Raw genomic sequence first — 20,919 nt, 5'->3', positions numbered from 1 at the left:
GACAGCTAATGAGCAAGTGATATGACCGATGAACATTTTATGCGACAGGCCCTGCAGGAGGCCCGGAAGGCCTTTGAAGAAGGGGAAGTTCCCATTGGAGCAGTAGTAGTAATGAACAATCGCATTATTGGCCGGGGATATAATCATGTAGAACGATTGAATGATTGCACTGCCCATGCTGAAATGATAGCATTGACTGCGGCATTCAATACGCTGGGAAGTAAATATTTAATGGATGCAACGCTATACGTAACAGTAGAACCTTGCCTGATGTGTGCGGGCGCCCTTTACTGGAGTAAGATTGGCAGGATTGTATATGCTGCAGCGGATGATAAGAACAGCTACCGCCGGGCTACCGGCGACCGGTCCCCGTTTCATCCTAAAACAAAACTGGAAGCCGGTCCGTGCCGCGAAGAAAGTTTACAGTTGATGAAAACGTTCTTTGAACAAAGGAGATAAATTATTTTTTTGCCGCCTCCGTTATTTTATTCAGTCCCATCATCTGTTTCATGGTATGGTCCATCCCTTCGGAAGAGCCATCCAGGAAGATAACGTTGCCTTTTGAATTTTCTGCAAAGTGCTTAATGGCTTCTGTCCACATGGAGAATAAGATAACAGAGGTATCCAGGTTAGCCTGCTGCATCTCTTTGGCGGCCATCGTCATACCTTTTGCTACCTCTTCCCTGAACAGGGCCACGCCCATACCACGCAGCTGGGCAGCCTGGCGTTCTGCTTCGGCAGCAATCTTGATGGCATTACCATCTGCTTCGGCAGCCTTTGTCTTTGTAATCAGTAATGCCTGCCCTTCGTTTTCTGCCGCAGCTTTCAGGTTATTGGAGGCGACCACCTGGGCCATGGATTTCATGATCACCTCATCAAAAGTGATGTCATTCATTTGAAGGTCTAACAGGTGAAAACCCCATTCTTCCAGGGTTTTGTCGATCTGTTCCTTTACATGCTCCGTAATGTCCTTACGTAATCCCAGTACTTCTGCCTGTCTTTTAGTAGCTACAAATCCACGGATAGAGCCTTCAATAGTACGTACCAGCGCCTGCATGAAACTTCTTTCATCCATGAATTTAAACGCCACATTTTTCAGCGTTTCTTCTTCCTGGTTCCATACTGCATATAAGAGCATGGCTTTAAAATAAACGTTGGCCTGGTCAATAGTGATGGCCTGGAATTCCAGTTCTACTGACCGGTTCTGAACAGATATTTTCTTGAAAACTTTTTCAATGATGGGTATCTTAAAGTTCAATCCGGGAAAAAGCACCCGGTTGTACTTCCCGAAAATGGTGGTGATGGCGATGTTTCCCTGTTGAACGGTAACAAAGCTGGAAAGTATGACTACAGCAGCCAATACCAACAGAATAATCCAGATAACATTCATAGAGCGATTGTTTAGGTAGGGTTTAAGCACCTAAATATAGCAAAATAAAGTCAATGGGGAGGACAGGCATAGATTTCCTATCACATACACAGGCAGATTTATCTTGTAGCGTAACGACAAAAAAAAGAAGAAACAATGGATGAGCCACTGAGCTTAAAAACACAACGAATGAATATTACAAAAAGCTTAGTTCGTGCTCTCTTTCTATATTCTTTGTCTTCTTCTGAAATATATAAATACGTCGTCTAACTCTATTTGTTTTAACTGGTAGGCCAACCGTGTTCTCAAATCTTCTGTTTCGTCTTTTATTCTCCTGTATTGATCTTTCAGTACTTCGTAACGGGCCACAATTTCCTCCGCCGTAGCGGTATCCTCCAGTTGTAAAATATTAAAGGCTCTTTCCTCGGTTATCATAGTCATAGGGGTGTTTCAGCTAGTAATCATATCGGATGTTTAAATAACATACGTAATATTTAATTCACTAAATTAGTGGAGTTTAAAAGACGAGCAAATACCCAAGATTGGGTATTTTTCCCAAAATGTGATTTTTTTAGCAAACTTTTAGCAACTTTCTTCTCATTTTGAATACTGATTACCAATTAAATACAGTTTAATAATTACGGTGCTCTTTTTCTGCAGGCATAGAAGTTAACAATGGGTAAACCGGTATTTCAGCAGCAGGCAACACTAATACTTTTTTTAGCCGCTTATTCAAATCCAATCTTTCGGGCAATAGTAATCAGTTCAGAAGTATTGCGGACTTTCAGTTTCAGGCGGATATTCTTACGATGCGTTTCAACGGTATAACGGCTAAGGTTCAACGAATGTGCAATCTCCTTGTTATTCAGGCCTTTCACGGCCATAGCCAATACATCTTTCTCCCGGGAGGTAAGTTTATTAAACAGGCTTTCATGTTGGCGGCGCATAATGGCATTCAGCGCTTCCGACAGTTGTACATTGGTATCAATAGCATTAGTAAGATCGAGGAAAGCACAGATGATTTCTACCACCCTGCCATTTTTATCATGGGTAAAAGGCACCTCTAATCCCAATAGCCAGCGGTAATCTACCTCTCCTTTTTTCCGTATACGGGCCAGCCCTCCAAACTGCTCTTTGTTATTGAGGAAAGATTGCTGGGCTACCGCCGCCAGTTTAAAATCGTCAGGGTGCATGATATGCCGGAAAAACTCCATGCCCATACCGGTCATTTCAGCAGGGGTGAAGCCCACTGTTTCCGCCAGCCTATCGTTGCACCAGGTGACAGATTTGTTATTGTTATCGTAACTGTAAATCATGGCAGGCACATGATGTAGAATACTTTCCAGCCAATGTATACGATTTCTTAATTGCTCATTTTCCTTTTGCAAAACATTGAGGGAAAAACTTTGCCCTGTATCCGAGCCTGTCTGCATACTATACGTTTTAAACAAACAATAGGTAAACAACAACCGGGCACGCTAAGATGCCTATGGGATGTCTTGTTAAACCGACTACCCGTAAATTTAAAATAATTTCCCATATGATCAAGTCCGCTTTTCCGACTCGCTTCGGGATTTCGCGCCTTAGTTGCCCGGTTTTTCAACCAGACGCGATTACTTAACCTAAATATCTAAATAAGTAAATAATTAAATGGCTAAATTTTAACGGATTGGCAGTAAATTTGGCGACTATCAAGAAATCATATTTTCAAACCCATAAAACTTTGAGTTATGGCATTTACACTTCCGAGCTTACCCTACGCAACTGATGCGTTAGAGCCGAATTTCGATAAACTGACAATGGAAATTCACCATGGTAAGCACCACCAGGCTTACGTAGATAATCTGAACAAGGCAATTGCAGGTACAGAAAATGAGAACAAATCATTAGAAGAGCTGATTGCCAACGCTGGTAAAATCAGCCCGGCTGTAAGAAACAATGGTGGTGGTCACTGGAATCACAGTTTCTTCTGGACAAGCCTCGCTCCAAACGCAGGCGGCGCTCCAACCGGCAAACTGGCTGATGCTATCAACAGTACTTTTGGCTCTTTCGAAGCCTTCCAGGAAAAATTCACGAACGCCGGCATTACCCGCTTCGGTTCTGGTTGGGCCTGGCTGCTGGTAAAAGACGGTAAACTGGAAGTTACTTCTACTCCTAACCAGGATAACCCGCTGATGGATGTAGCTGAAGTAAAAGGTACACCCATCCTCGGTGTAGACGTATGGGAACACGCGTACTACCTGAAGTACCAAAACCGCCGTCCGGAATACCTGAAAGCATTCTGGAATGTAATTGACTGGAACGCTATCAGCAAACGCTATGAAGCAGCTGTCAAATAAGCACTAAGCCAATAGCTATAAAGGAAAAGGCCCCGCGTTGTAACGCGGGGCCTTTTCCTTTATAGTCCAGGAATTACTTATTTACCAATTTCAGATTTTTCGGATCCCAGTGGATGATCTTATTATCGAAGTAGCTTTCATTACACAGTAATGCCGGAGCCGCTGCACGGAAACCAAACGTAGGATCTTCCGCTACTTTACCACCTGTACGCATGGCGTTGAACAGGTTGTAGAAGTGGTCAAAATGGGCTCCCTTATACCCTTTCTCTGCCTCATACTCCATTTTCTCCTGCGGCAATATATCGGCACGGTGATAGGCATACGATTTTCCGGTATTGGATGCAGCCGCGTTGGCAGCCGCTAACGGGTCATTTTCATCTACGTGTACGCTATTACGGTATAAGGTTACTTTGTCCCATTCTACCGTCATAGATCCTTCGCTACCCACCATACGCAAGTAGTTGGTACCACCGGTACCATCCACAAAATTTACACGGAGCGACAGGTTAAAGGCCGGGTGTATTTCTGTTTCCGGGTAATCAAACATACCCAGCATAACATCCGGTACTTCCCTGCCATCTTTCCAATAACGTAGGCCACCGGTAGCCATTATTTTATTTGGACCGAGGGAACCGGTTACCAGGTGCAGGCTTGAGAACAGGTGCACGAATAAATCGCCGGAAACGCCGGTACCATAATCGCGGTAATTGCGCCAGCGGAAAAAGCGCAGTGGGTCAAAAGCACGCTTGGGCGCGTTCTTGAGATAAGCCTCCCAATCTACTGTTTTGGTAGAAGCATCTGCAGGAATAGGATATTGCCATGCGCCGGTGGGCGACATACGTGCCCAGAAACCTTCTGCATAGTTGAGTTTACCAATGGCGCCATCTTTCAGAAGCTGGCGCGCCTTTTCATTTCCCAGGGAGCTCATACCCTGGCTGCCTACCTGGTAAACCACTTTTCCATTGCGTTGCTGCGCTTCCACTACGGCAGGAGCTTCACTGATATCATGTACCATTGGTTTCTCGCAGTATACCGACTTCCCTTTATTCATGGCGGCTACTGAGATATCCTTATGCCAGAAGTCCGGCACCGCAATGATAACGGCATCAATGTCTTTACGCTCCAGGATTTCCTGGTAGCTACGGGTAGTATAAATGTCATTTCCCCATTTCTTTTTAGCATCCGCCAAACGGCCATCGTACAGGTCGCAGGCAGCTACCAGCTTTACACCAGGAACGGTAATGGCTGTATTTGCATCGGCCGTACCCATTCCCCCGGCGCCTATCAATGCTACCTGGATCTGATCATTGGCGCTATATTTCTCCTTGAGGCGGGAAAGTGACTCAATATTTCTTTTCTTGTCTGCAGCGGTTAGAATATTGGGCAGCAGGGAAGCTCCTACTACCCCCTTTGCAACTTTGCTGATAAAGCTCCTGCGGGAAGCTTCATTGGAATTTACTGGCATGATTACCCTTTTAGGTTGAAAAATGATAACGGTTTATTATTCACTGAGATTCTCAAAATATAAACAATAAATCGGAATTCATAATTTAAGAAAAACAGTTCTAGTAATTAAATAATGGAAGATAAATAATCTTCCGGGCTGTCACAGGCAGCAAACGCCAACAAAAAGGGCCGGCCAGTGGCCAGCCCCAACATATGGTAATAAGTATCTATTTCGCCTGTAAGGGAATTACAACAGCTTTTTCAAAGGTGTATACCATCATTACCTTGCGATAGTCAGCAACTGTTTATATTTAGCCTGGTTATGCAGGATGTCTGCCGCGGTATTCACTTCGTTATCCCATTCCAGCGACCTCGCAATACGCCCTTTCTGCAGGTAATAACGATTTACAATTTCTTCTTCCAGCAAACGTTTTATTTCTGTTTTATTCTTCAACAGGTCCTGCTTTTTATCATGCTTCATTTTTGCTTCGAGCGTTTCCAGCTCGTTAGCAATGGCATCATAGTACTTTTCTTTCCTGGCAGTGCTTTTGAAAGAATCCAGCGCCTCCTCACTACGGGTTTTGTAGCTGTAATCTTTATTCTCGAGATAACGTTCAAAGTCGGCAAATTCAGCATCACTCAGTGAAAATGCGGCGGGCGCCGTTATTTTCGGGTGACTGTAATAATAGGTAGTAGCGTAGTCGAAGATAAATTGCTTACGGAGCAGTGTAATCGCTACCTGGCTGATATAAGAGGGATCTACCTTGGCGTCTGGCTCAATGCCTCCTCCATCTTTTACAGCGCGGCCTCCGGCGGTTGTAAATGATTTACGCAGGGAATCAGGTACATAATCCACGCTACCATCATCATTGCGGTGTGAGTAGTCAATGGCCTGTATGCAACGTCCGCTGGGAGTATAGTATCGCGCGGTAGTGACCTTTAATTTGGTATTGTAGGGAAGTTGGCGGGTAGTTTGTACCAGGCCTTTACCGTAAGAGCGCTGTCCTATTACCACGCCACGGTCCAGGTCCTGCATACTACCGGCCACTATTTCAGAAGCGGAAGCAGAAGAATGATTGGTGAGCACGGTCAGTGGGAGATGTACATCTACTGGCTGGTCGGTGGTTTCATAGCTCCGGTCCCAATTCTTTACCTTGCCCCGGGTGCTTACAATCAGCCTGTTTTTATCCACGAAAATATTAGCTACTATCACGGCTTCATCCAGTAATCCACCAGGATTGCTGCGAAGGTCCAGGATAATTCCTTTCAGGCCCGGGTTGGACTGTTTCAGCTGTTCTACCGACTTACGTACCATGGCGCCGCTGTTTTCGGTAAACTGCGTCATCTTGATATAGCCAATATCGTTTTTCACGATCCCTGCATAGCTAACAGGCTTTACATTGATTTCTTCCCGTACTATTTTCCTGGGTGTTTCCACGCCAGTCAAAGGATTACGGAATACCATGTCGAGCGAAGTACCGGCCGCTCCTTTCAGTTGTCGGCTGATTTCTTCCTGGGCTACATTCTTCACAGATTTGCCATCCATGCTCACAATAATATCACCGGGCTTTACGCCTGCTTTGTCCATCGGACTGCCTTCATATACGTCAGTAATGGTGGTCCAGTCACCGTTGGTATTGATTGAAGCACCTACGCCGCCATACTTGCCTGTGGCCATAAACTTGAGGTCATCCAGGTTTTCTTCTGAAACAAAATCCGTGAAAGGGTCTGTTTCTTCCAACATGGCTTCAATGCCTTTATGCATTATTTTTTCGGGGGGCAGATCATCTACATAATAGGTATTCAGCTCCCGGTAAAAAGCAGCGAAGATGTCCAGGTTTTTAGCGATCTGGAAGTATTTATCATTTTCATTAAAAGCAAAAACGCCGGCTGCGATGATAATCAACAACAGGGCGGTTATCAGCTTCTTTTTCCTATTAAAAAATGCACGCATGCAGCAGAGTATATAAGATGAGTGATAAAGTTGGCGGCCGGCAGCCTTACTCAGGGTACCGGATCATATCCGTGACCACCCCAGGGATGGCAGGACAAGATACGCTTTATGGTGAGATAGCCGCCTTTGAAAGGTCCATATTTTTTAAATGCTTCCAACCCATACTGTGAGCAGGTGGGCGTATAGCGGCATTTACTGCCCAACAGGGGCGAGATAAACCATTGATAGATTTTTATCAGGAGGATAAAAGGATAACTCAACCAGCGAACTACACGATTCATAATCAACTTTTTGCGGTCAGCTTGTAGCCATTAAAAAAGTATTTGACTAACAGGTTGCAATCAGCCGGAAAGCTAACCGCTAAAGGCTAAATGCTGTTTTGCAACTTCTTTAAAATTACTGAAATTTTGTCTTGCAGGGTCGAAAAATCGGCTATTTTTTTGTCGGTATAGATGAGGAAAACAGCGAGCTGCTGCGAGTGTAACCGGAGATGGTCGTATAATGTATGCTTCTGGAGGCGCCAGGCTTCGCGCCCCAGGCGTTTGATGCGGTTACGATCTACCGCATGGGGGAATCTGCGGGTAGTAGCGCTAAAACCTACCTGCACGGGGTATTTACATGGCGTTTTAAGGGGCATGTAAACCACGCGGTATGGAAAAACAGAAAACGCTTTTCCTTCACGAAAAAGCGTTTCAATAAGTTTTCTGCTTTTTAACCTTTCTTCCTTGCTAAAAGAATAAGTTTTTATGGCAAATAGTATTTAGCTACTATAATTATTTCAGCTTACGCTCGTCGGAAACAGTCAGCTTCTTACGACCTTTTGCTCTACGGGAAGCCAATACCTTACGGCCATTAGCAGTTTCCATTCTCTTTCTGAAGCCGTGAACGCTCTTTCTGCGTCTGTTATGCGGTTGAAAAGTACGTTTCATTTCTTTTTTTTGTTTTTACCTGTACTACTAAAAGTCCCGGATTAAAGGATTGTTTTTTAAAACGGAAGGCAAAGGTAGCAGAAAATATTTGAAAAGTAAAATTAAAATACGAATTCTTAAATGTAAAGGTGGAATGCAGTTTTCACCACATTCCACCTTTAATATTAAAAAATTAAATTATTTAATACCCAGTTTAACCTTTACAGGGGCCAGGATATCATCTGCTGCAGGAGAAACCAGCAACATACCAGAAGAACTGTCGATTACATAACCATAACCTTTTTCTTTTGCCACATCTTCGATCGCTTTACGGGCTTTATCGTAGATAGGTTTCAGGAGCTCAGACTGTTTAGCCTGTACTTTCTGTTCAGCTGCTTCACGGTAGTCCTGGATACGTTTCTGTGCATCCTGGATTTCACGACCTTTGATTTCTTTTATGTTGTCGGTCATTGTAGCCGCCTTGTCATCAAATTCCTTCATTTTCTTAGTATACTCGTCTACCAGCGCTTTACCATCAGCTTCCAGGCTCTGTGCATAAGTCTGCAAATCAGTTTCTGCCTTTTTAGCTTCTGGCATGCTGGCCACCAGTGCCTGTGCATTGATATGCGCTACTTTGGATTGTGCCATTGCATTCACGCTGAACAAACCGGTAACCGCCACAAAAGCAATAATTACGTACTTCTTCATGATGTTGTCTGTGTTTAAAAAAATTTAAATACTTATAGTTAAAAAATAGGTATACGCCTTACTTCTTCACTCCGAGAGACTTTAAGATCTCTTCGCTCTTATCAATCTTGGGATCATAGAATATAACAGTAGCTCCGCTCGCCTTATCCAGTACAAAGTCGTACATCCTGCTGGCAGACAGCTTCTGTACAGCATTGTAAATCCTGTCCTGGATAGGTTTTACCAATTCCTCCCGCTTCTTGAAAAGATCGCCCTCGTAACCGAAACGCTTCTTCTGCAAATCCTTTGCCTCTTTTTCTCTGGCTACGATCTCGTCTTCTCTTTTACGCTTTAATTCTTCTGTCAGCATCACCTGCTCCGCCTGGTAAGACTTATACATCTTATCCACTTCCTGGAACTTGGCGTCAATCTCCTTCTGCCATTGGTCAGCAACGGCATCCAGTTTCTTCTGGGAGTCCTTATACTCAGGAATACTCTCCAGTATATACTTTGTATCTATCACACAATAGCGCTGTGCACTTGCTGCACCGCCCATAGCCAATATTATAGCGGCCGTAATAAATATTTTTTTCATGCTACAATGGATTTTTTGCAAAACCAAAACAACGGTTAAACTTGCAATATATAATTTATTTTCACATTATTCTGGTTCGAAACCGAGCATAAAGGTAAACTTAGCAGCATCCTTCAGGCCACCTCCGGGTGTAAGACGGTCGAACCCAATACCATAGTCAAATCCAAGCAATCCAAACATAGGCAGGTAGAAACGCATACCGATACCGGCAGATCTACGCAGCCTGAACGGATTGTACTCATTCAGATCCTTATAACCATTGGCTGCCTCCAGGAATGCCAACCCAAAGATGGTAGAACTTGGGTTCAGGCTGAATGGATAACGCAACTCCATTACGAATTTGTTAAATACTGTAAACCCGGAATAGTTCGCTGGCTGGCCATTTTCAGGATTCACGCTCGGATCGGAAGTATAATACACCGGATACCCTCTCTGGGAAATGATATCACGATCATAAATAGCGAAGTTACTCAGACCATCACCACCCAACTCAAACCGGCCAAACGGCGACAACGTAGTACGGTTATTATAACGTCCAATATAACCAAATTTAGCGGCTACTTTCAATACAAACGTCTTATTATCGCTACCCATCGGACGGCTTAATGGCACATACCATTCTGCATTGAAGCGATACTTCTGGTACTCAATGAAGTTAAATTGTTTGGATGCCGGCTCCTTGCTGTAGTCCTTGTCAGGATTAAACAGGGAGTAAGGCGGCGTGTACTGGGCAGACAGCATAAAGTTGGAACCACTGCGCGGGAATATCTGCTGATCCACAGAAGAGCGCGCCAGCGTAAGCTTTACGTTGACGTTGTTGGATGTACCGTTCTCAAATCCGGCAATACCAAAGTAGTTATAGTTCTTCAGTTTGTACTGCTGGTAGTTCAGCGAGTAAATCAGGGTGAAATAGTCATCCGGCCATTTCAATTGTTTACCCAGGGATACGGAAGCTCCCAATACCTTAAAGTGACCATCTACAGACGTGCTGGTATCTCCGGGCAGCTTGTAATAGTTACTATAGGCATATGGATTCTGGTAACTGCTATAGAAGCTCACAGAAAACTGGTTTCTTTTCTTACCACCCAGCCACGGCTCAGTGAAAGAGAAGTTATAAGAACGGTAGGCCTTACCATTGGAAGATACACGCACAGATAATTTCTGGCCATCTCCACTTGGTAACGGATCCCAGGTTTCTTTCCTGAAGATGTTGCGAAGGGAGAAGTTGTTAAACGTAACCCCGAGTGTACCGGTTAAACCGATATATCCACCCCAACCGGCGGATAATTCCAGCTGGTCGTTGGCTTTTTCTTCTACTGTATAGTCAATGTCCACTGTACCATCCTGCACATTAGGTACCGGGTTCATTCCGATCTTTTCCGGGTTGAAGAAGCCGAGGTTGGCAATTTCACGGTTAGAACGGATCAGGTCTGTACGGCTGAATTTTTCACCGGGAATGGTGCGCAGCTCACGGCGGATAACGTGTTCATTGGTTTTTTCGTTACCGGCAATGCGTACTTCCTTGATCGTTGCCTGCGGACCTTCACGCAAACGGATTTCGTAGTCGATGGTATCACCACGGATACCAATTTCTACCGGGTCGATCTGGAAAAACAGGTAGCCATAATCCATGTAGTAGCCACTGATATCGCCGCCTTCCTGTGACATCTGCTTACCGATTCTTTTTTCCAGCAACTCCAGGTTATACACATCTCCCTTCTTAATACCCAGGAGGCGCGTTAACACTGAGTCGGAATAACGGGTATTACCTTTCCAGGTGATATCCCCGAAATAATATTTTTTACCCTCAGAGATCTGCATATCAATATTCAGATTCTGAGAACGGGTTTTATAAACGGTATCTCTTACGATTACCGCATCGCGATAACCTTTGGAGTTATAGAGACTTACTACTTTACCTTTATCTTCCAGGTATTTATTTTCATTAAACTTAGCAGAGCTGAAGAGTTTAAAGCGGAAATAGGGATCCAGCTTTTCCAGCGCCCTTGTGGGCTGGAGGAAGCCATAGGTTTGCCAGAAGTCATCTTCCTGGGCCAGTGAGTCAACGTATACATGTTCAATATCCGGATGAAGGGTAAAGCGGGAACGCTCTTTCGTACCCTTCATTCTTTTCTTGATCTTACTATCTGCTACATTATAGTTACCTACGATATTGATATTTTCGGTACGTACCTTACTCCCTTTGGTTACGTTGAACACTACGTGGCGGGAGTTGACGGTGGAGCTATCAGCTCTCTCTTCTATTTTAACAGTAGCGTTACCAAACCCTTTATCAGCATAGAATTTATGTACGACGCCGATCACATTTTGTTTCAGGGCCTGGGTAATTACCGTTCCTTTACGGATACCGGCTTTGGTAGTAATATCGTCGGCTTCTGCTTTCTTAATTCCTTTGAAGGAGAAGGAGGACATACGGGGCATTTCTGTTAACCCGATTTCCAGCCAGATTTTATCGTTTTCGATTTTAGTTACGTAGATGGTAACATCTGCGAATAAACGTTGTGACCAGAGGCTTTGAATGGCCTTGGTAAATTGATCGCCCCCCGGATAGGTTACCTTATCGCCTACACTGAGGCCCGAAAGCGACAGCAGTAATGATTTGTCCAGGTATTGGGTACCTACAACGGTGATTTCGGCAATTTCGTACTGTTGCGGATTACCCATATTAATGGGAGCAACTGCCGGCGGATTAGCAGGTGGCTGCGTTGGAGGCACCGTATCTTTCTGCTGAGCGGATACACGTATGCCTGCACTGCAACATAATGCTATAGCCAGTAGGCCCTTAGGAAATAATTTCTTCATTCTGCTGAATTTGTTCGCTTGTTTTGCCAAAGCGCCGTTCTCTGGTTTGGTAATTTAAGATGGCCTGGTAAAGATGTTCATTGCGGAAATCCGGCCAGCGGGTGTCTGTAAAGTACAGCTCCGCATAGGCCAGTTGATATAGTAGGAAGTTACTGATCCTGCATTCTCCACTGGTACGAATCATTAATTCAGGGTCCGGCAGGCCGGTGGTACAGAGATATTTTTCCCATACCTCAGGCGTCACAGCTGCAGGGTCCAGGGCTCCATTTTTCACATCCAGGGCAATTTTCCTGGCTGCATTCACGATTTCCCATCTTGCACTGTAGCTAAGAGCCATAATGAGATTCAGGCCAGTATTTTGGCTGGTTAGGGCGATGGCCTCTTCCATTTCTCGCTGCGCTTGGGGAGGCAGCATGTTCATATCGCCAATTACGCTCAGACGGATATTATTTTTAGACAGCGTAGTCACCTCCTGCCGGATGGTGTTTACGAGCAATTCCATGATACCAGTCACCTCATAAACCGGGCGGTCCCAGTTTTCGGTAGAAAATGCATATAGCGTAAGATAGCCGATTCCAAGTTCTGCACAGGTTTCCACTATGTTGCGCACGCTTTCTACCCCTTCATGGTGCCCGTACAGCCTGTCTTGCCCACGCTCCTTTGCCCAACGGCCATTTCCATCCATAATAATGGCAATATGGCGTGGTAACCGTTGCAAGTCCAATTTATCCTTCAAACTCATTTGTGTCAGGCGTATTATAACAGATTATAACAGATTCTAAAAGGGTGCAAAGATACAAAAATAGAGTAATGACTTTTTTAGCAAAGCCCAAGAAGGTCTTTTAACGTAGTTTTAACAGCGAAATCAATACCAGTGGGGATTTTAGCAAATTCGACGAACTTTCCGGGTGGTTCGCAGGTATCTAATGGCTGCCCGTAGAAAGTATTTTCCCGGTAAATTAAAATTTACAGTGATAGGAAGTAAAAAGAATACTAATGGTCAGCTCAATGGTCAGAAACTGGTCCTTATCCCGGCTATTACCCCGCTGACGGCCAGTTACCCCTATAGGGGCGCCATAAACGCCAGATCTGTCCTGCAGCTGGGCCGCCACCGTGGGCTGTCCGCCAGGCAATGTTGGAAATGCCGCCGGACCTGCGTAAGTGGTACTTACATCATCCAGGTAATCGGTTTGGGTATACCGGTAAAGAGCCTCCAGCCCCACATTTACTTTTTTGGAGAGATTATACTTAAAGCCACCCCCGATTAACCAGGCATAGGAAACGAGGCTGTAAGGCTTACGCTCAGGATACAGGGCACTTCCCTGCCCCTCCGTACGCAATGGCTGTAAAAAATATTTAGTCCCGTTCAGGTAAGTATATGGATTGAAATAAAAAAGGCTGGCGCCCCCTGTCAGATATGGAGAAAAACGTTCATATAAACTACCCGGTTCAAACCGGAAGAAATTAAAATCTCCTTGTAGCGACAGTTCCCATAAATTAGTATTGAAACTGAGGTTGCGCAGCTTCTGAAATTCGTTTTTACTGTACACATCCGAATAACCGAGTTGCATAAAACGGCCATGGGCTCTCACTCCCACGTAATCGTTCATATATTTCCGGTAATAGATCCCAATGGCAGGCTTAATAGTATTTAGTGCTCCACGGGTATTCAGGTCCCCGAAGTATTGGGCGCCTCCGATCGACAAACCCAGCTCCCCTACATATTGCAGTTCATTTTGCGCGGAAACACGCCCGGCAAATAAGCTACCAGCCGTTACCAGCAGGGAAAAGAGGATATATTTAGGATATAAAAAAGATTTCAGCATAAATCAGTCCTACTTAAACGCTAAAATGCCGGATTTATTTAATGTATAGCTGACGATTATGCTAACTGGCGAGACGCTCCTAGTCCTCATGGGGCATAATTTGTGTTACAATCAGCAGACAACGTATTTGTAAATGTAGCAATATAATTTATATTTCTATATTTTAATCGTATTACGGGCATCAATACCCCATAATAGCTTATTACGTAAGGTATGCAGGAAGTTGCTGTCATCCAGCCGCAGCAGGCTCAGTTTAAACTGTTCTTTTTTTATGGCCAGCTGCACCGTACTGTCAATTGTTTCCATCCGGCTATCGAGGGTACACAGAAACTGGTCGCTGCGCCCTTCCACTTCAAAGGAAATGATATTGTCGTTGGGCACAATAATAGGCCGCACATTGAGATTGTGGGGCGCCACCGGTGTGATCACAAAATTACCGGCATCCGGGAATACAATGGGGCCACCACAACTCAGTGAATAACCGGTAGAACCAGTGGGGGTGGATACAATTAACCCATCTGCCCAGTAAGTATTGAGAAACTCGCCATTAAGGTAGGTATGGATCTTTACCATAGCCGAGGTATCTTTCTTATGGATCGTAAATTCGTTCAGGGCATAAGGCACTTCTCCAAATAAGGGAATATTAGCGTCAAGATGCAACAGCGAACGCTGGTCTACCACATAGGTGCGGTTCAGGAGTGCCTGCACCAGCGCATGGATTTCGTCTTTACCAATGCTCGCCAGGAATCCAAGGCGGCCAAAATTAATACCGATCACCGGTATATTGGTATCCCTAACATAACATACCGTGTCCAGCAGCGTACCGTCGCCACCCAAACTCATTAAGAAGTCGATTTTTCCTGGTAAATCCTCCGCACTGGAAAACAGTACCGGGGTCGTTTCAAAAGGGACATGTTGCTGTAATACCCGGAAAAACGGCTCATAAATCATTGCTTCAATCTCTGCCCGCTCCAATTCCTCCAGCAATAAGCGGATGTTTGCGATGTCTTCAGTAATAAATCCCCTGCTATAAAGTGCTACCTGCATAATTTATTAAGCTTTCAGCGGCCCGTTACCTGCCTGTTGACAGACCAACGCTATCAGGGCAATTGGGCACTACATGTCTATGCTTGTGTGTAAAAATAGTCCTTTTTGCCCTAACTGGTTAAAGCTATACTCGATCCGCAGGCAGGTATCATAGAAAGAAACGATGTCGATGCCCAGCCCGCCGGTATATAGCATACGGTTGTTGAGGAAGCTGGTGCCCGGAAATTTATTGTAAGAATAACCTGCATCGCCATAGGCTTTGGCAAAAATGCGTATAGGTACCTGGCTGAATTTCTTAGGTACGATGGGCAGCTTTATTTTCACCGACAATAATTCCTGCCGGAGTGTCGACTTCAGGATAGCGAAGCTGGTACCATCTACCACATAATATTCTAATCCTCTCAGGTAGTCATCGTTATATCCCAATGCCTGTTGATTGATGTATGGTTGTTCATTTGAAAACTTCGCCATTCCGCGGAAGCCAAGGGCTGCAAAGGTTTTAGGCCGTAGTTCCCAATACCTGGCTACGTTTAGCCTGAAATGAATATCATCAATATCATTCCAGGGGCCTATACCTCTTTTTCCTACTTCGGCTAATATACTCATTCCTTTAAGAGGATATACCCAGCTATCCGCTTTGATGTAGGTCATCCGGTAGCTGATATCCAGGAAGCTTACACTGGTACGGCCTTTTCCGAGGTAATTAGGATTGATGATTGCTACAGAGTCGGCTACTTTCTCATAGTTATAATTTACAAATACCTGGTGCCTGGTATTTATAGCCTTGCGATAGCTGTAGCTCAGCCCTACCTGGTAGATCTGGCGAAGGAAATCTTCTTTGCGGAAAAACTGTTGTTTATTGCCTTTGGTGCTGTCGTTTACTTCTCGGTTACGTTTATAGATGGCGATTATACCCAACCCGTGATGAAAATGTTTATCAATGTAAGGAAGATTATACTGGAGGGCAAATCGTTGGGTATACCCAAACTGCAAGGAAGCATTCAACTCGTCGTTGCGTCCGGTAAGATTTCCCTGGGTTCCGCTGAGGCCAATATTTACCCGGCTAAGGCTATGATTTTTTTCCACCCACCACTGGTTAAAATTGCGGTCAGCCAGCTTAAAGATGGGAAAAGCAAACGTGTACCAACGTTCCCACACTTCGAAGACCAGGTCGGCATTGTTGCCCTCCCAGTTTTTTACATTAGCGGTGGCATTGAGAAAAAGAGACGTATTAAGCAGTTGTTTACGTGTTCTTTCGAGCACGTCTCCCAGGTCCCGGAAATAGATGGTATCTCCGGGCACCGTACTGATTTCCCGCACGATAACAGAGGTACGGGTTTTCTTATTTCCCAGTATAACAATGTTACGCACTACCAGATAGCTGCTATCCTTTGCAGGTACAGATTGTCCTTCAGCAGTTCCGGGTAACACCAATCCCAACAGGCAAATCATGGCCAGCAGGCAGTAACAGCATCTCAGCATGTAGGTCCTGTAAAAATTTTTAAAAGCGTTGACAATAGTCAAATATAATAAAAAGCCGAAAGGATAAAGCGGAAAGCAAAAAAGCTATTATGTAGAAGAATTTAGCGAATATTTAAAATTCGCCGTGATTATTCTACACAATAGCTTTTTTGCTTTTAGCTTTATGCTTTTAGCGCTCCTACATCCCGATATAGTTCATCAGGAGATCGTAGTTCTTTTTAAGAAGTTCTTCTTCCGGCTCTTCCGCAAAAACGTATTTAATTACATAATTGAAGCGCTCGAAAGTAGCCAGCAGTCCCTGTAATTCCTGCCGGTTAGTTTTCAGCACCACTTCCATCTTACCTGTGGCAGGGTTGCTGAGGGTATTTACGCTCAGGAGGGTGACATCGTTTGATTCGGCGATCCGGGCAATTTCGCTCAGCGCGAAATCGCGGGGCTCCACTTCGAAGGCGATGATACCTCCCGGTTCCTTTACTGCGTTGTAGGCAGCGAAAGCGTTAACCAGGTTATCTTTGGTAATGATACCCAGGTATTCGTTTTCCTTGGTAACTACCGGGAGCGCAGATAATTTAAAGTCGTAGAATAATTTCAGCGCCTCAAACAGATGAGCATATTCCATGACAGCCGGGCGGGCACCACTGTATTCCATAGATTCCAGGGGTACGTCCAGGTCTTCGATATCCATGATATCGTCTTCCTCCACCAGGGCCAGGTATTTGCTATCCACTACCATAGGTAGTTGCGTCAGATGATATTCATTCATCAGACGCAGCGCCTTTGCTCCTGTATCGGAAGGATGCAGAGCAGGTACTGACGATATGAGTTCTCTGGCAATCATGTTAGTGTATTCTTATACAATAATAGTAAAGAATATGCCAACAGAAAAAGAAATTACATGTACGCGAAAACGCTGCACATTTCAGTACAGTCGGAAGCGGCCAGGAAAGCGCCGGTTTAACTGACAGGCTGGTGCTTCAGTTTCTCCAGAAAAGCGTGCAAAATTTTGTTGAATTCATCAGGGACTTCCATCATAGGTGCATGTCCACATTTGTCGATAAACTGCAGTTCAGAATTAGGTATCAGTTTTTTAAATTCTTCACCAACCATTGGGGGCGTAACGGTATCATTCATACCCCAGATCAGTAAAGTTGGTTGCTTAATATCCTGCAGTTCATCGCCCAGGTTGTGACGGATAGCTGATTTTGCCAGGGTGATAATTTTAATCACTTTCAGGCGATTATTTACAATTTCGAACATTTCATCTACCAGTTCTTTGGTAGCGACTTTCGGATCGTAAAAAGTAAGTTCTGCTTTTTTGCGGATATATTCATAATCCCCGCGTTTAGGATAGGTTTCGCCCATGCCGTTTTCAAACAAGCCGGAGCTGCCGGTCAGGATCAGCGATTTCACAGGTGCTTCAGGATGTTTGAGGAGGTATACCAATGCTACGTGGCCTCCCAGTGAATTGCCCAGCAGATGCACATTTTTGTACCCCCTGGCTTCAATAAACTTGTGCACATATTTGGCTAATCCACCTACCGATGTTTCCAGGATGTTTAAATCATACAGGGGTAACATCGGAATCACAACCTTGTTATACTGCCGGAAATATTCGATCATGTGCGAGAAATTGCTCAAAGCACCAAAAAGTCCATGCAATAATACCAGCGGCTCTCCCTCTCCTTCTTCTATAAAATTAAACTTACCCTGTGTTTTGATTTCGTAATCCATTGCCAAATCTTGAAAGTCAATTTTACGCTAAAATAATTCTTTTTATTAATCTAAAAACCCCCGGAACAAGTTAACCATGTTGAATATGCTGCGCTGCCTGCTCGAAAAATGTCTGCAACTGAGAGAACATATTCTTAAAAACCGGTATCACTCCTCCGATATGATCTAACACCCACGGGCCGACGTTCTCAATATAAGGATATACTACCGACTGTAGCTTCGTTTCAGGGCTTAACCAATATACCTGGTTGGCCATCCACAACACTACACTATAAATTATTATAAATATAACGCTATACAATAGTATTCCCCCCAATTTATTCAGCCAACCTAGCATCACCATTTCCACCAGCTTCTGCAATATGCCGGCTCCCAACCGGACCAGTAGTATCACCCCGAGGAACAAACCGACGAAGCAAATGACTGGTATCCAACGGGAATGCATATCCCAATGCTGCTGTACATACAATGCAGTAACAGCCGATAATTTGAGGGCTGCTGCCAACCCCAGCATCACTGCCACCAACGAAAACACTGCTACTATTAACCCACGCGTGTAGCCCCGGTAAATGGCAAACACCATGATAATAGCAAAAATAATATCTATAGACATGTTAGAAATATGGGTATTTACAAATGTTGGAATTTTTTGACGGGAGAAAAACTCCCCCGGCGAAAAATTCCAATATTTATAAATCTGGCCCTACTACTTGCTCAGCAGTTCCTTTACCAGCGCGGAAATAGCCTTTCCATCGGCTTTACCGGCCAGTTGTTTGGTAGCAACGCCCATTACTTTTCCCATATCAGCAGGGGAACTGGCGCCAGTGGAGGTAATAATATCAGTAATGGCCGTACGTAATTCGGCCTCGCTCATCTGTTTAGGAAGAAAACGCTCAATCACTTCCAGCTCTTCCTGCTCTTTTACAGCCAGGTCTTCGCGGTTCTGGGCCCTGAAAATTTCGAGGGAGTCCTTTCTTTGCTTGGCCAGCTTCTGCAGCAATTTGCTTTCATCGGCTTCTGTCAACTCAGCACTGGCTCCTTCTGCGGTTTTAGCCACCAGGATGGCCGCTTTAATAGCACGCAGGGCGCGCAATTCTGCTTCTTTTTTACCCAGCATCGCAGCCTTAATGCCTGCGTTGATATCTAATTCTAATGACATATGGTTAGGTTTAATGGATTATTGTCCTTCAGCAGCCTGCTTTTCCTGGAATTTCTTAAAGAAATCCTTTGCAAAAGCACGCATTTCATCGGCCTGATCTTTATAAGGCGTAGCCCTTGCATAGGTATCTGCCATGGTCATCATTGTCTGAAAGAAGAAGTCAGCCATTTCATCTACCATCATATCTTTCGTCCACAAGTCTATACGCAGGGCAGCTCTTTCTGCCGGGTCCCAGAAGGATACGATCATCCCCTTGGCCTTCATTAATTTATCATCCTTATTGTCGGTAGCACTCCAGGCTATTGATTCCGGCACCTTCTGATCGTCCAGTCCTACCTGGATCTTTATAGTAGATATTGTACTCATGTCTATCAATTAAAGCGCAAAAATAGCCATCCTTGGTGATTTTGAGAAACTCCTATCTGGTCAGGCACTTCCACCACTGCAAAGCCGCCTGTTCCCAGCCGGAAGAAAGCTTCACTGGCGGCGTTTTTGAGAGCAACCGGCTCCTCAGCTGCTCATCTTTGTATAAGAGACTCATTTTTTCGGACAAATCGTCCAGGCTGGCCGGATCAGCATATAATACCGCATCCCCGCCTGCTTCCCGGGCCGCCGCACTATCCAGGGCAATCACAGGCACCTCGCAGCGCTGTGCCGCATAAATGGGTAAAGCCAATCCCTCAAACCTCGACGGATATACGAGTGCATAAGCGGCGCCTGTTAGCCGGGCCAGCGTAGCCTCATCGGCTGCTTCCAGGCAAACCACATCCTGGCGGAATTTATAGCTCTGCAAGGAAGCGGCAATATCTGCGCCGGCCGGTGTAATACTCCCTGCCAGTACCAATTTTATATTACTCCGCTGCCGCTTCTTCAAAGCTGAAAATGCTTTTAGCACAGGCATTATATTATTCCGGGGATGCACGCTTCCTGTTACCAGGAAATACTCTGCTCCTCCGGCAAATTCTTTCTTTACCGCCTCCCGCTGCTCCCATTCCAGCGGCCGGTAGGCATCGCTCAAACCTATATCCAGGGTCACCAGTCTGTCCGTTACCCCAGGGGCATATCGCACTACTTCCTCATTGGTAGTAGCTGATACTACACCTACACACCTCGCTTGTGCGAGATATTGGCGCATATTGTTTTTGAGCGACCGCTGCTGTACTTCCGGCTGTAGCCCCGCTTCTTTCAGAAACGACAGGTCCCTGACCAGCAAGCCGGCGGGGACTTTACTACGCAAAGGCAGCGTTCCGTCTAATCCCAGGTAAAAATCCGGCCGGGAAGATTTCATAGCCTTCACCAGCTGCCATTCCAGCCACCAGTAGTAATGCCAGGACTTATTGCCTTTACGGGGCAATATCACAGTGGTTACATTGGCGGGCAGCGACAACCCTTGCGGAATCTCCCCATCAAAATAGAAGGTGAATTGATGTCCCGGTTGTTGCCGGCACATCGCCAGTATGATATCAGCAGCCACCCTTCCGGTATCGGCAGGCATGTCCTGTCTTAAACAAGCGGCATTAACAGCAATTTGCATAAACGAATCCTTTGTCTGC

General features: G+C 45.0%; 23 protein-coding genes. 2 read left to right on the top strand and 21 right to left on the bottom strand.

Annotated features, from left to right (window positions below; translation table 11 throughout):
- Positions 1-21: 21 nt before the first annotated feature.
- On the top strand, positions 22-459 hold the full coding sequence (locus HGH90_RS20740; RefSeq protein WP_169191807.1) for a nucleoside deaminase: 438 nt from the start codon (positions 22-24) through the stop codon (positions 457-459).
- 1 nt (position 460) lies between these two features.
- Here the strand turns inward: HGH90_RS20740 and HGH90_RS20735 are convergent, their stop codons facing one another.
- From HGH90_RS20735 to HGH90_RS20725, 3 genes are all read right to left on the bottom strand, one after another.
- Positions 461-1,390: an SPFH domain-containing protein gene (locus tag HGH90_RS20735; protein WP_145661104.1), complete on the bottom strand. Its 930-nt coding sequence runs from the start codon at positions 1,388-1,390 to the stop codon at positions 461-463.
- 204 nt (positions 1,391-1,594) lie between these two features.
- Positions 1,595-1,810, bottom strand: a complete 216-nt coding sequence (locus HGH90_RS20730; RefSeq protein ID WP_145661108.1) for a hypothetical protein — start codon at positions 1,808-1,810, stop codon at positions 1,595-1,597.
- A 287-nt stretch (positions 1,811-2,097) separates the two neighbouring features.
- Positions 2,098-2,802, bottom strand: a complete 705-nt coding sequence (locus HGH90_RS20725) for a LuxR C-terminal-related transcriptional regulator (RefSeq protein WP_168766873.1) — start codon at positions 2,800-2,802, stop codon at positions 2,098-2,100.
- 297 nt (positions 2,803-3,099) lie between these two features.
- Between HGH90_RS20725 and HGH90_RS20720 the strand changes: the two genes are divergently transcribed.
- On the top strand, positions 3,100-3,708 hold the full coding sequence (locus tag HGH90_RS20720) for a superoxide dismutase (protein ID WP_168766872.1): 609 nt from the start codon (positions 3,100-3,102) through the stop codon (positions 3,706-3,708).
- Between the two features lie 73 nt (positions 3,709-3,781).
- On the opposite strand, the gene HGH90_RS20715 is transcribed toward HGH90_RS20720, so the two are convergent.
- The 18 genes from HGH90_RS20715 to HGH90_RS20630 form a co-directional block, all read right to left on the bottom strand.
- Positions 3,782-5,173: a Gfo/Idh/MocA family protein gene (locus tag HGH90_RS20715; RefSeq protein WP_145661116.1), complete on the bottom strand. Its 1,392-nt coding sequence runs from the start codon at positions 5,171-5,173 to the stop codon at positions 3,782-3,784.
- Between the two features lie 261 nt (positions 5,174-5,434).
- Positions 5,435-7,108 (bottom strand): S41 family peptidase, encoded by a 1,674-nt coding sequence (locus HGH90_RS20710; protein WP_169191806.1) that lies wholly within the window; start codon positions 7,106-7,108, stop codon positions 5,435-5,437.
- Positions 7,109-7,158: 50 nt separating this feature from the next.
- Positions 7,159-7,389, bottom strand: a complete 231-nt coding sequence (yidD, locus tag HGH90_RS20705) for a membrane protein insertion efficiency factor YidD (protein ID WP_145661122.1) — start codon at positions 7,387-7,389, stop codon at positions 7,159-7,161.
- An 86-nt stretch (positions 7,390-7,475) separates the two neighbouring features.
- The gene (locus HGH90_RS20700) at positions 7,476-7,856 is read right to left on the bottom strand and encodes a ribonuclease P protein component (RefSeq protein WP_317166166.1); all 381 of its coding nucleotides are present in this window, start codon (positions 7,854-7,856) and stop codon (positions 7,476-7,478) included.
- A gap of 25 nt (positions 7,857-7,881) precedes the next feature.
- Positions 7,882-8,037 (bottom strand): 50S ribosomal protein L34, encoded by a 156-nt coding sequence (gene rpmH / locus HGH90_RS20695; protein WP_012788729.1) that lies wholly within the window; start codon positions 8,035-8,037, stop codon positions 7,882-7,884.
- A gap of 177 nt (positions 8,038-8,214) precedes the next feature.
- Entirely contained in the window at positions 8,215-8,724 is a 510-nt protein-coding gene (locus HGH90_RS20690) for an OmpH family outer membrane protein (protein WP_168765230.1), read from the bottom strand.
- Between the two features lie 58 nt (positions 8,725-8,782).
- Complete coding sequence (locus HGH90_RS20685; RefSeq protein ID WP_168765229.1) at positions 8,783-9,298, bottom strand: OmpH family outer membrane protein; 516 nt, start codon at positions 9,296-9,298, stop codon at positions 8,783-8,785.
- Positions 9,299-9,364: 66 nt separating this feature from the next.
- A complete protein-coding gene (locus HGH90_RS20680) occupies positions 9,365-12,121 on the bottom strand; it encodes an outer membrane protein assembly factor (protein ID WP_168765228.1) in 2,757 nt (918 codons plus the stop codon).
- The gene (locus HGH90_RS20675; RefSeq protein WP_168765227.1) at positions 12,102-12,863 is read right to left on the bottom strand and encodes an isoprenyl transferase; all 762 of its coding nucleotides are present in this window, start codon (positions 12,861-12,863) and stop codon (positions 12,102-12,104) included. Before HGH90_RS20675 ends, HGH90_RS20680 begins: the two co-directional genes overlap by 20 nt.
- 217 nt (positions 12,864-13,080) lie before the next feature.
- Positions 13,081-13,947, bottom strand: coding sequence for a DUF6089 family protein (locus tag HGH90_RS20670; RefSeq protein ID WP_247679926.1), 867 nt, complete (start codon positions 13,945-13,947; stop codon positions 13,081-13,083).
- A 156-nt stretch (positions 13,948-14,103) separates the two neighbouring features.
- Entirely contained in the window at positions 14,104-14,994 is an 891-nt protein-coding gene (locus HGH90_RS20665) for an NAD kinase (protein ID WP_168765226.1), read from the bottom strand.
- Between the two features lie 69 nt (positions 14,995-15,063).
- Positions 15,064-16,476 carry a POTRA domain-containing protein gene (locus HGH90_RS20660; RefSeq protein WP_168765225.1) on the bottom strand — a complete coding sequence of 471 codons (1,413 nt, stop codon included), beginning with the start codon at positions 16,474-16,476 and terminating at the stop codon, positions 15,064-15,066.
- Between the two features lie 178 nt (positions 16,477-16,654).
- Complete coding sequence (locus tag HGH90_RS20655) at positions 16,655-17,314, bottom strand: CBS domain-containing protein (RefSeq protein WP_168765224.1); 660 nt, start codon at positions 17,312-17,314, stop codon at positions 16,655-16,657.
- A 116-nt stretch (positions 17,315-17,430) separates the two neighbouring features.
- Entirely contained in the window at positions 17,431-18,207 is a 777-nt protein-coding gene (locus HGH90_RS20650; RefSeq protein WP_168765223.1) for an alpha/beta fold hydrolase, read from the bottom strand.
- A 70-nt stretch (positions 18,208-18,277) separates the two neighbouring features.
- Positions 18,278-18,820, bottom strand: coding sequence for a CvpA family protein (locus HGH90_RS20645; RefSeq protein WP_168765222.1), 543 nt, complete (start codon positions 18,818-18,820; stop codon positions 18,278-18,280).
- A 93-nt stretch (positions 18,821-18,913) separates the two neighbouring features.
- Positions 18,914-19,366: a GatB/YqeY domain-containing protein gene (locus tag HGH90_RS20640; protein ID WP_168765221.1), complete on the bottom strand. Its 453-nt coding sequence runs from the start codon at positions 19,364-19,366 to the stop codon at positions 18,914-18,916.
- A gap of 18 nt (positions 19,367-19,384) precedes the next feature.
- Complete coding sequence (gene gldC / locus HGH90_RS20635) at positions 19,385-19,732, bottom strand: gliding motility protein GldC (protein WP_168765220.1); 348 nt, start codon at positions 19,730-19,732, stop codon at positions 19,385-19,387.
- A gap of 52 nt (positions 19,733-19,784) precedes the next feature.
- Positions 19,785-20,900, bottom strand: a complete 1,116-nt coding sequence (locus tag HGH90_RS20630) for a glycosyltransferase (RefSeq protein WP_168765219.1) — start codon at positions 20,898-20,900, stop codon at positions 19,785-19,787.
- Positions 20,901-20,919 lie beyond the last annotated feature (19 nt).

The organism is Chitinophaga sp. Ak27 (assembly GCF_012726295.1).
Classification (GTDB): Bacteria; Bacteroidota; Bacteroidia; order Chitinophagales; family Chitinophagaceae; genus Chitinophaga.
Note: the sequence above shows the minus strand (reverse complement) of the source record. Positions and strands in the feature narration are given on the sequence as shown.

Bases quoted from the DNA above. Each gene is read 5' to 3' on its own strand.
- HGH90_RS20670 (WP_247679926.1), bottom strand. From the start codon at position 13,947: ATGCTGAAATCTTTTTTATATCCTAAATATATCCTCTTTTCCCTGCTG.
- HGH90_RS20675 (WP_168765227.1), bottom strand. From the start codon at position 12,863: ATGAGTTTGAAGGATAAATTGGACTTGCAACGGTTACCACGCCATATT.
- HGH90_RS20725 (WP_168766873.1), bottom strand. From the start codon at position 2,802: ATGCAGACAGGCTCGGATACAGGGCAAAGTTTTTCCCTCAATGTTTTG.
- gldC (WP_168765220.1), bottom strand. From the start codon at position 19,732: ATGAGTACAATATCTACTATAAAGATCCAGGTAGGACTGGACGATCAG.
- HGH90_RS20680 (WP_168765228.1), bottom strand. From the start codon at position 12,121: ATGAAGAAATTATTTCCTAAGGGCCTACTGGCTATAGCATTATGTTGC.
- HGH90_RS20645 (WP_168765222.1), bottom strand. From the start codon at position 18,820: ATGTCTATAGATATTATTTTTGCTATTATCATGGTGTTTGCCATTTAC.
- HGH90_RS20720 (WP_168766872.1), top strand. From the start codon at position 3,100: ATGGCATTTACACTTCCGAGCTTACCCTACGCAACTGATGCGTTAGAG.
- yidD (WP_145661122.1), bottom strand. From the start codon at position 7,389: ATGAATCGTGTAGTTCGCTGGTTGAGTTATCCTTTTATCCTCCTGATA.
- HGH90_RS20710 (WP_169191806.1), bottom strand. From the start codon at position 7,108: ATGCGTGCATTTTTTAATAGGAAAAAGAAGCTGATAACCGCCCTGTTG.
- HGH90_RS20650 (WP_168765223.1), bottom strand. From the start codon at position 18,207: ATGGATTACGAAATCAAAACACAGGGTAAGTTTAATTTTATAGAAGAA.
- HGH90_RS20735 (WP_145661104.1), bottom strand. From the start codon at position 1,390: ATGAATGTTATCTGGATTATTCTGTTGGTATTGGCTGCTGTAGTCATA.
- HGH90_RS20660 (WP_168765225.1), bottom strand. From the start codon at position 16,476: ATGCTGAGATGCTGTTACTGCCTGCTGGCCATGATTTGCCTGTTGGGA.
- rpmH (WP_012788729.1), bottom strand. From the start codon at position 8,037: ATGAAACGTACTTTTCAACCGCATAACAGACGCAGAAAGAGCGTTCAC.
- HGH90_RS20730 (WP_145661108.1), bottom strand. From the start codon at position 1,810: ATGACTATGATAACCGAGGAAAGAGCCTTTAATATTTTACAACTGGAG.
- HGH90_RS20690 (WP_168765230.1), bottom strand. From the start codon at position 8,724: ATGAAGAAGTACGTAATTATTGCTTTTGTGGCGGTTACCGGTTTGTTC.
- HGH90_RS20640 (WP_168765221.1), bottom strand. From the start codon at position 19,366: ATGTCATTAGAATTAGATATCAACGCAGGCATTAAGGCTGCGATGCTG.
- HGH90_RS20715 (WP_145661116.1), bottom strand. From the start codon at position 5,173: ATGCCAGTAAATTCCAATGAAGCTTCCCGCAGGAGCTTTATCAGCAAA.
- HGH90_RS20665 (WP_168765226.1), bottom strand. From the start codon at position 14,994: ATGCAGGTAGCACTTTATAGCAGGGGATTTATTACTGAAGACATCGCA.
- HGH90_RS20740 (WP_169191807.1), top strand. From the start codon at position 22: ATGACCGATGAACATTTTATGCGACAGGCCCTGCAGGAGGCCCGGAAG.
- HGH90_RS20630 (WP_168765219.1), bottom strand. From the start codon at position 20,900: ATGCAAATTGCTGTTAATGCCGCTTGTTTAAGACAGGACATGCCTGCC.
- HGH90_RS20685 (WP_168765229.1), bottom strand. From the start codon at position 9,298: ATGAAAAAAATATTTATTACGGCCGCTATAATATTGGCTATGGGCGGT.
- HGH90_RS20655 (WP_168765224.1), bottom strand. From the start codon at position 17,314: ATGATTGCCAGAGAACTCATATCGTCAGTACCTGCTCTGCATCCTTCC.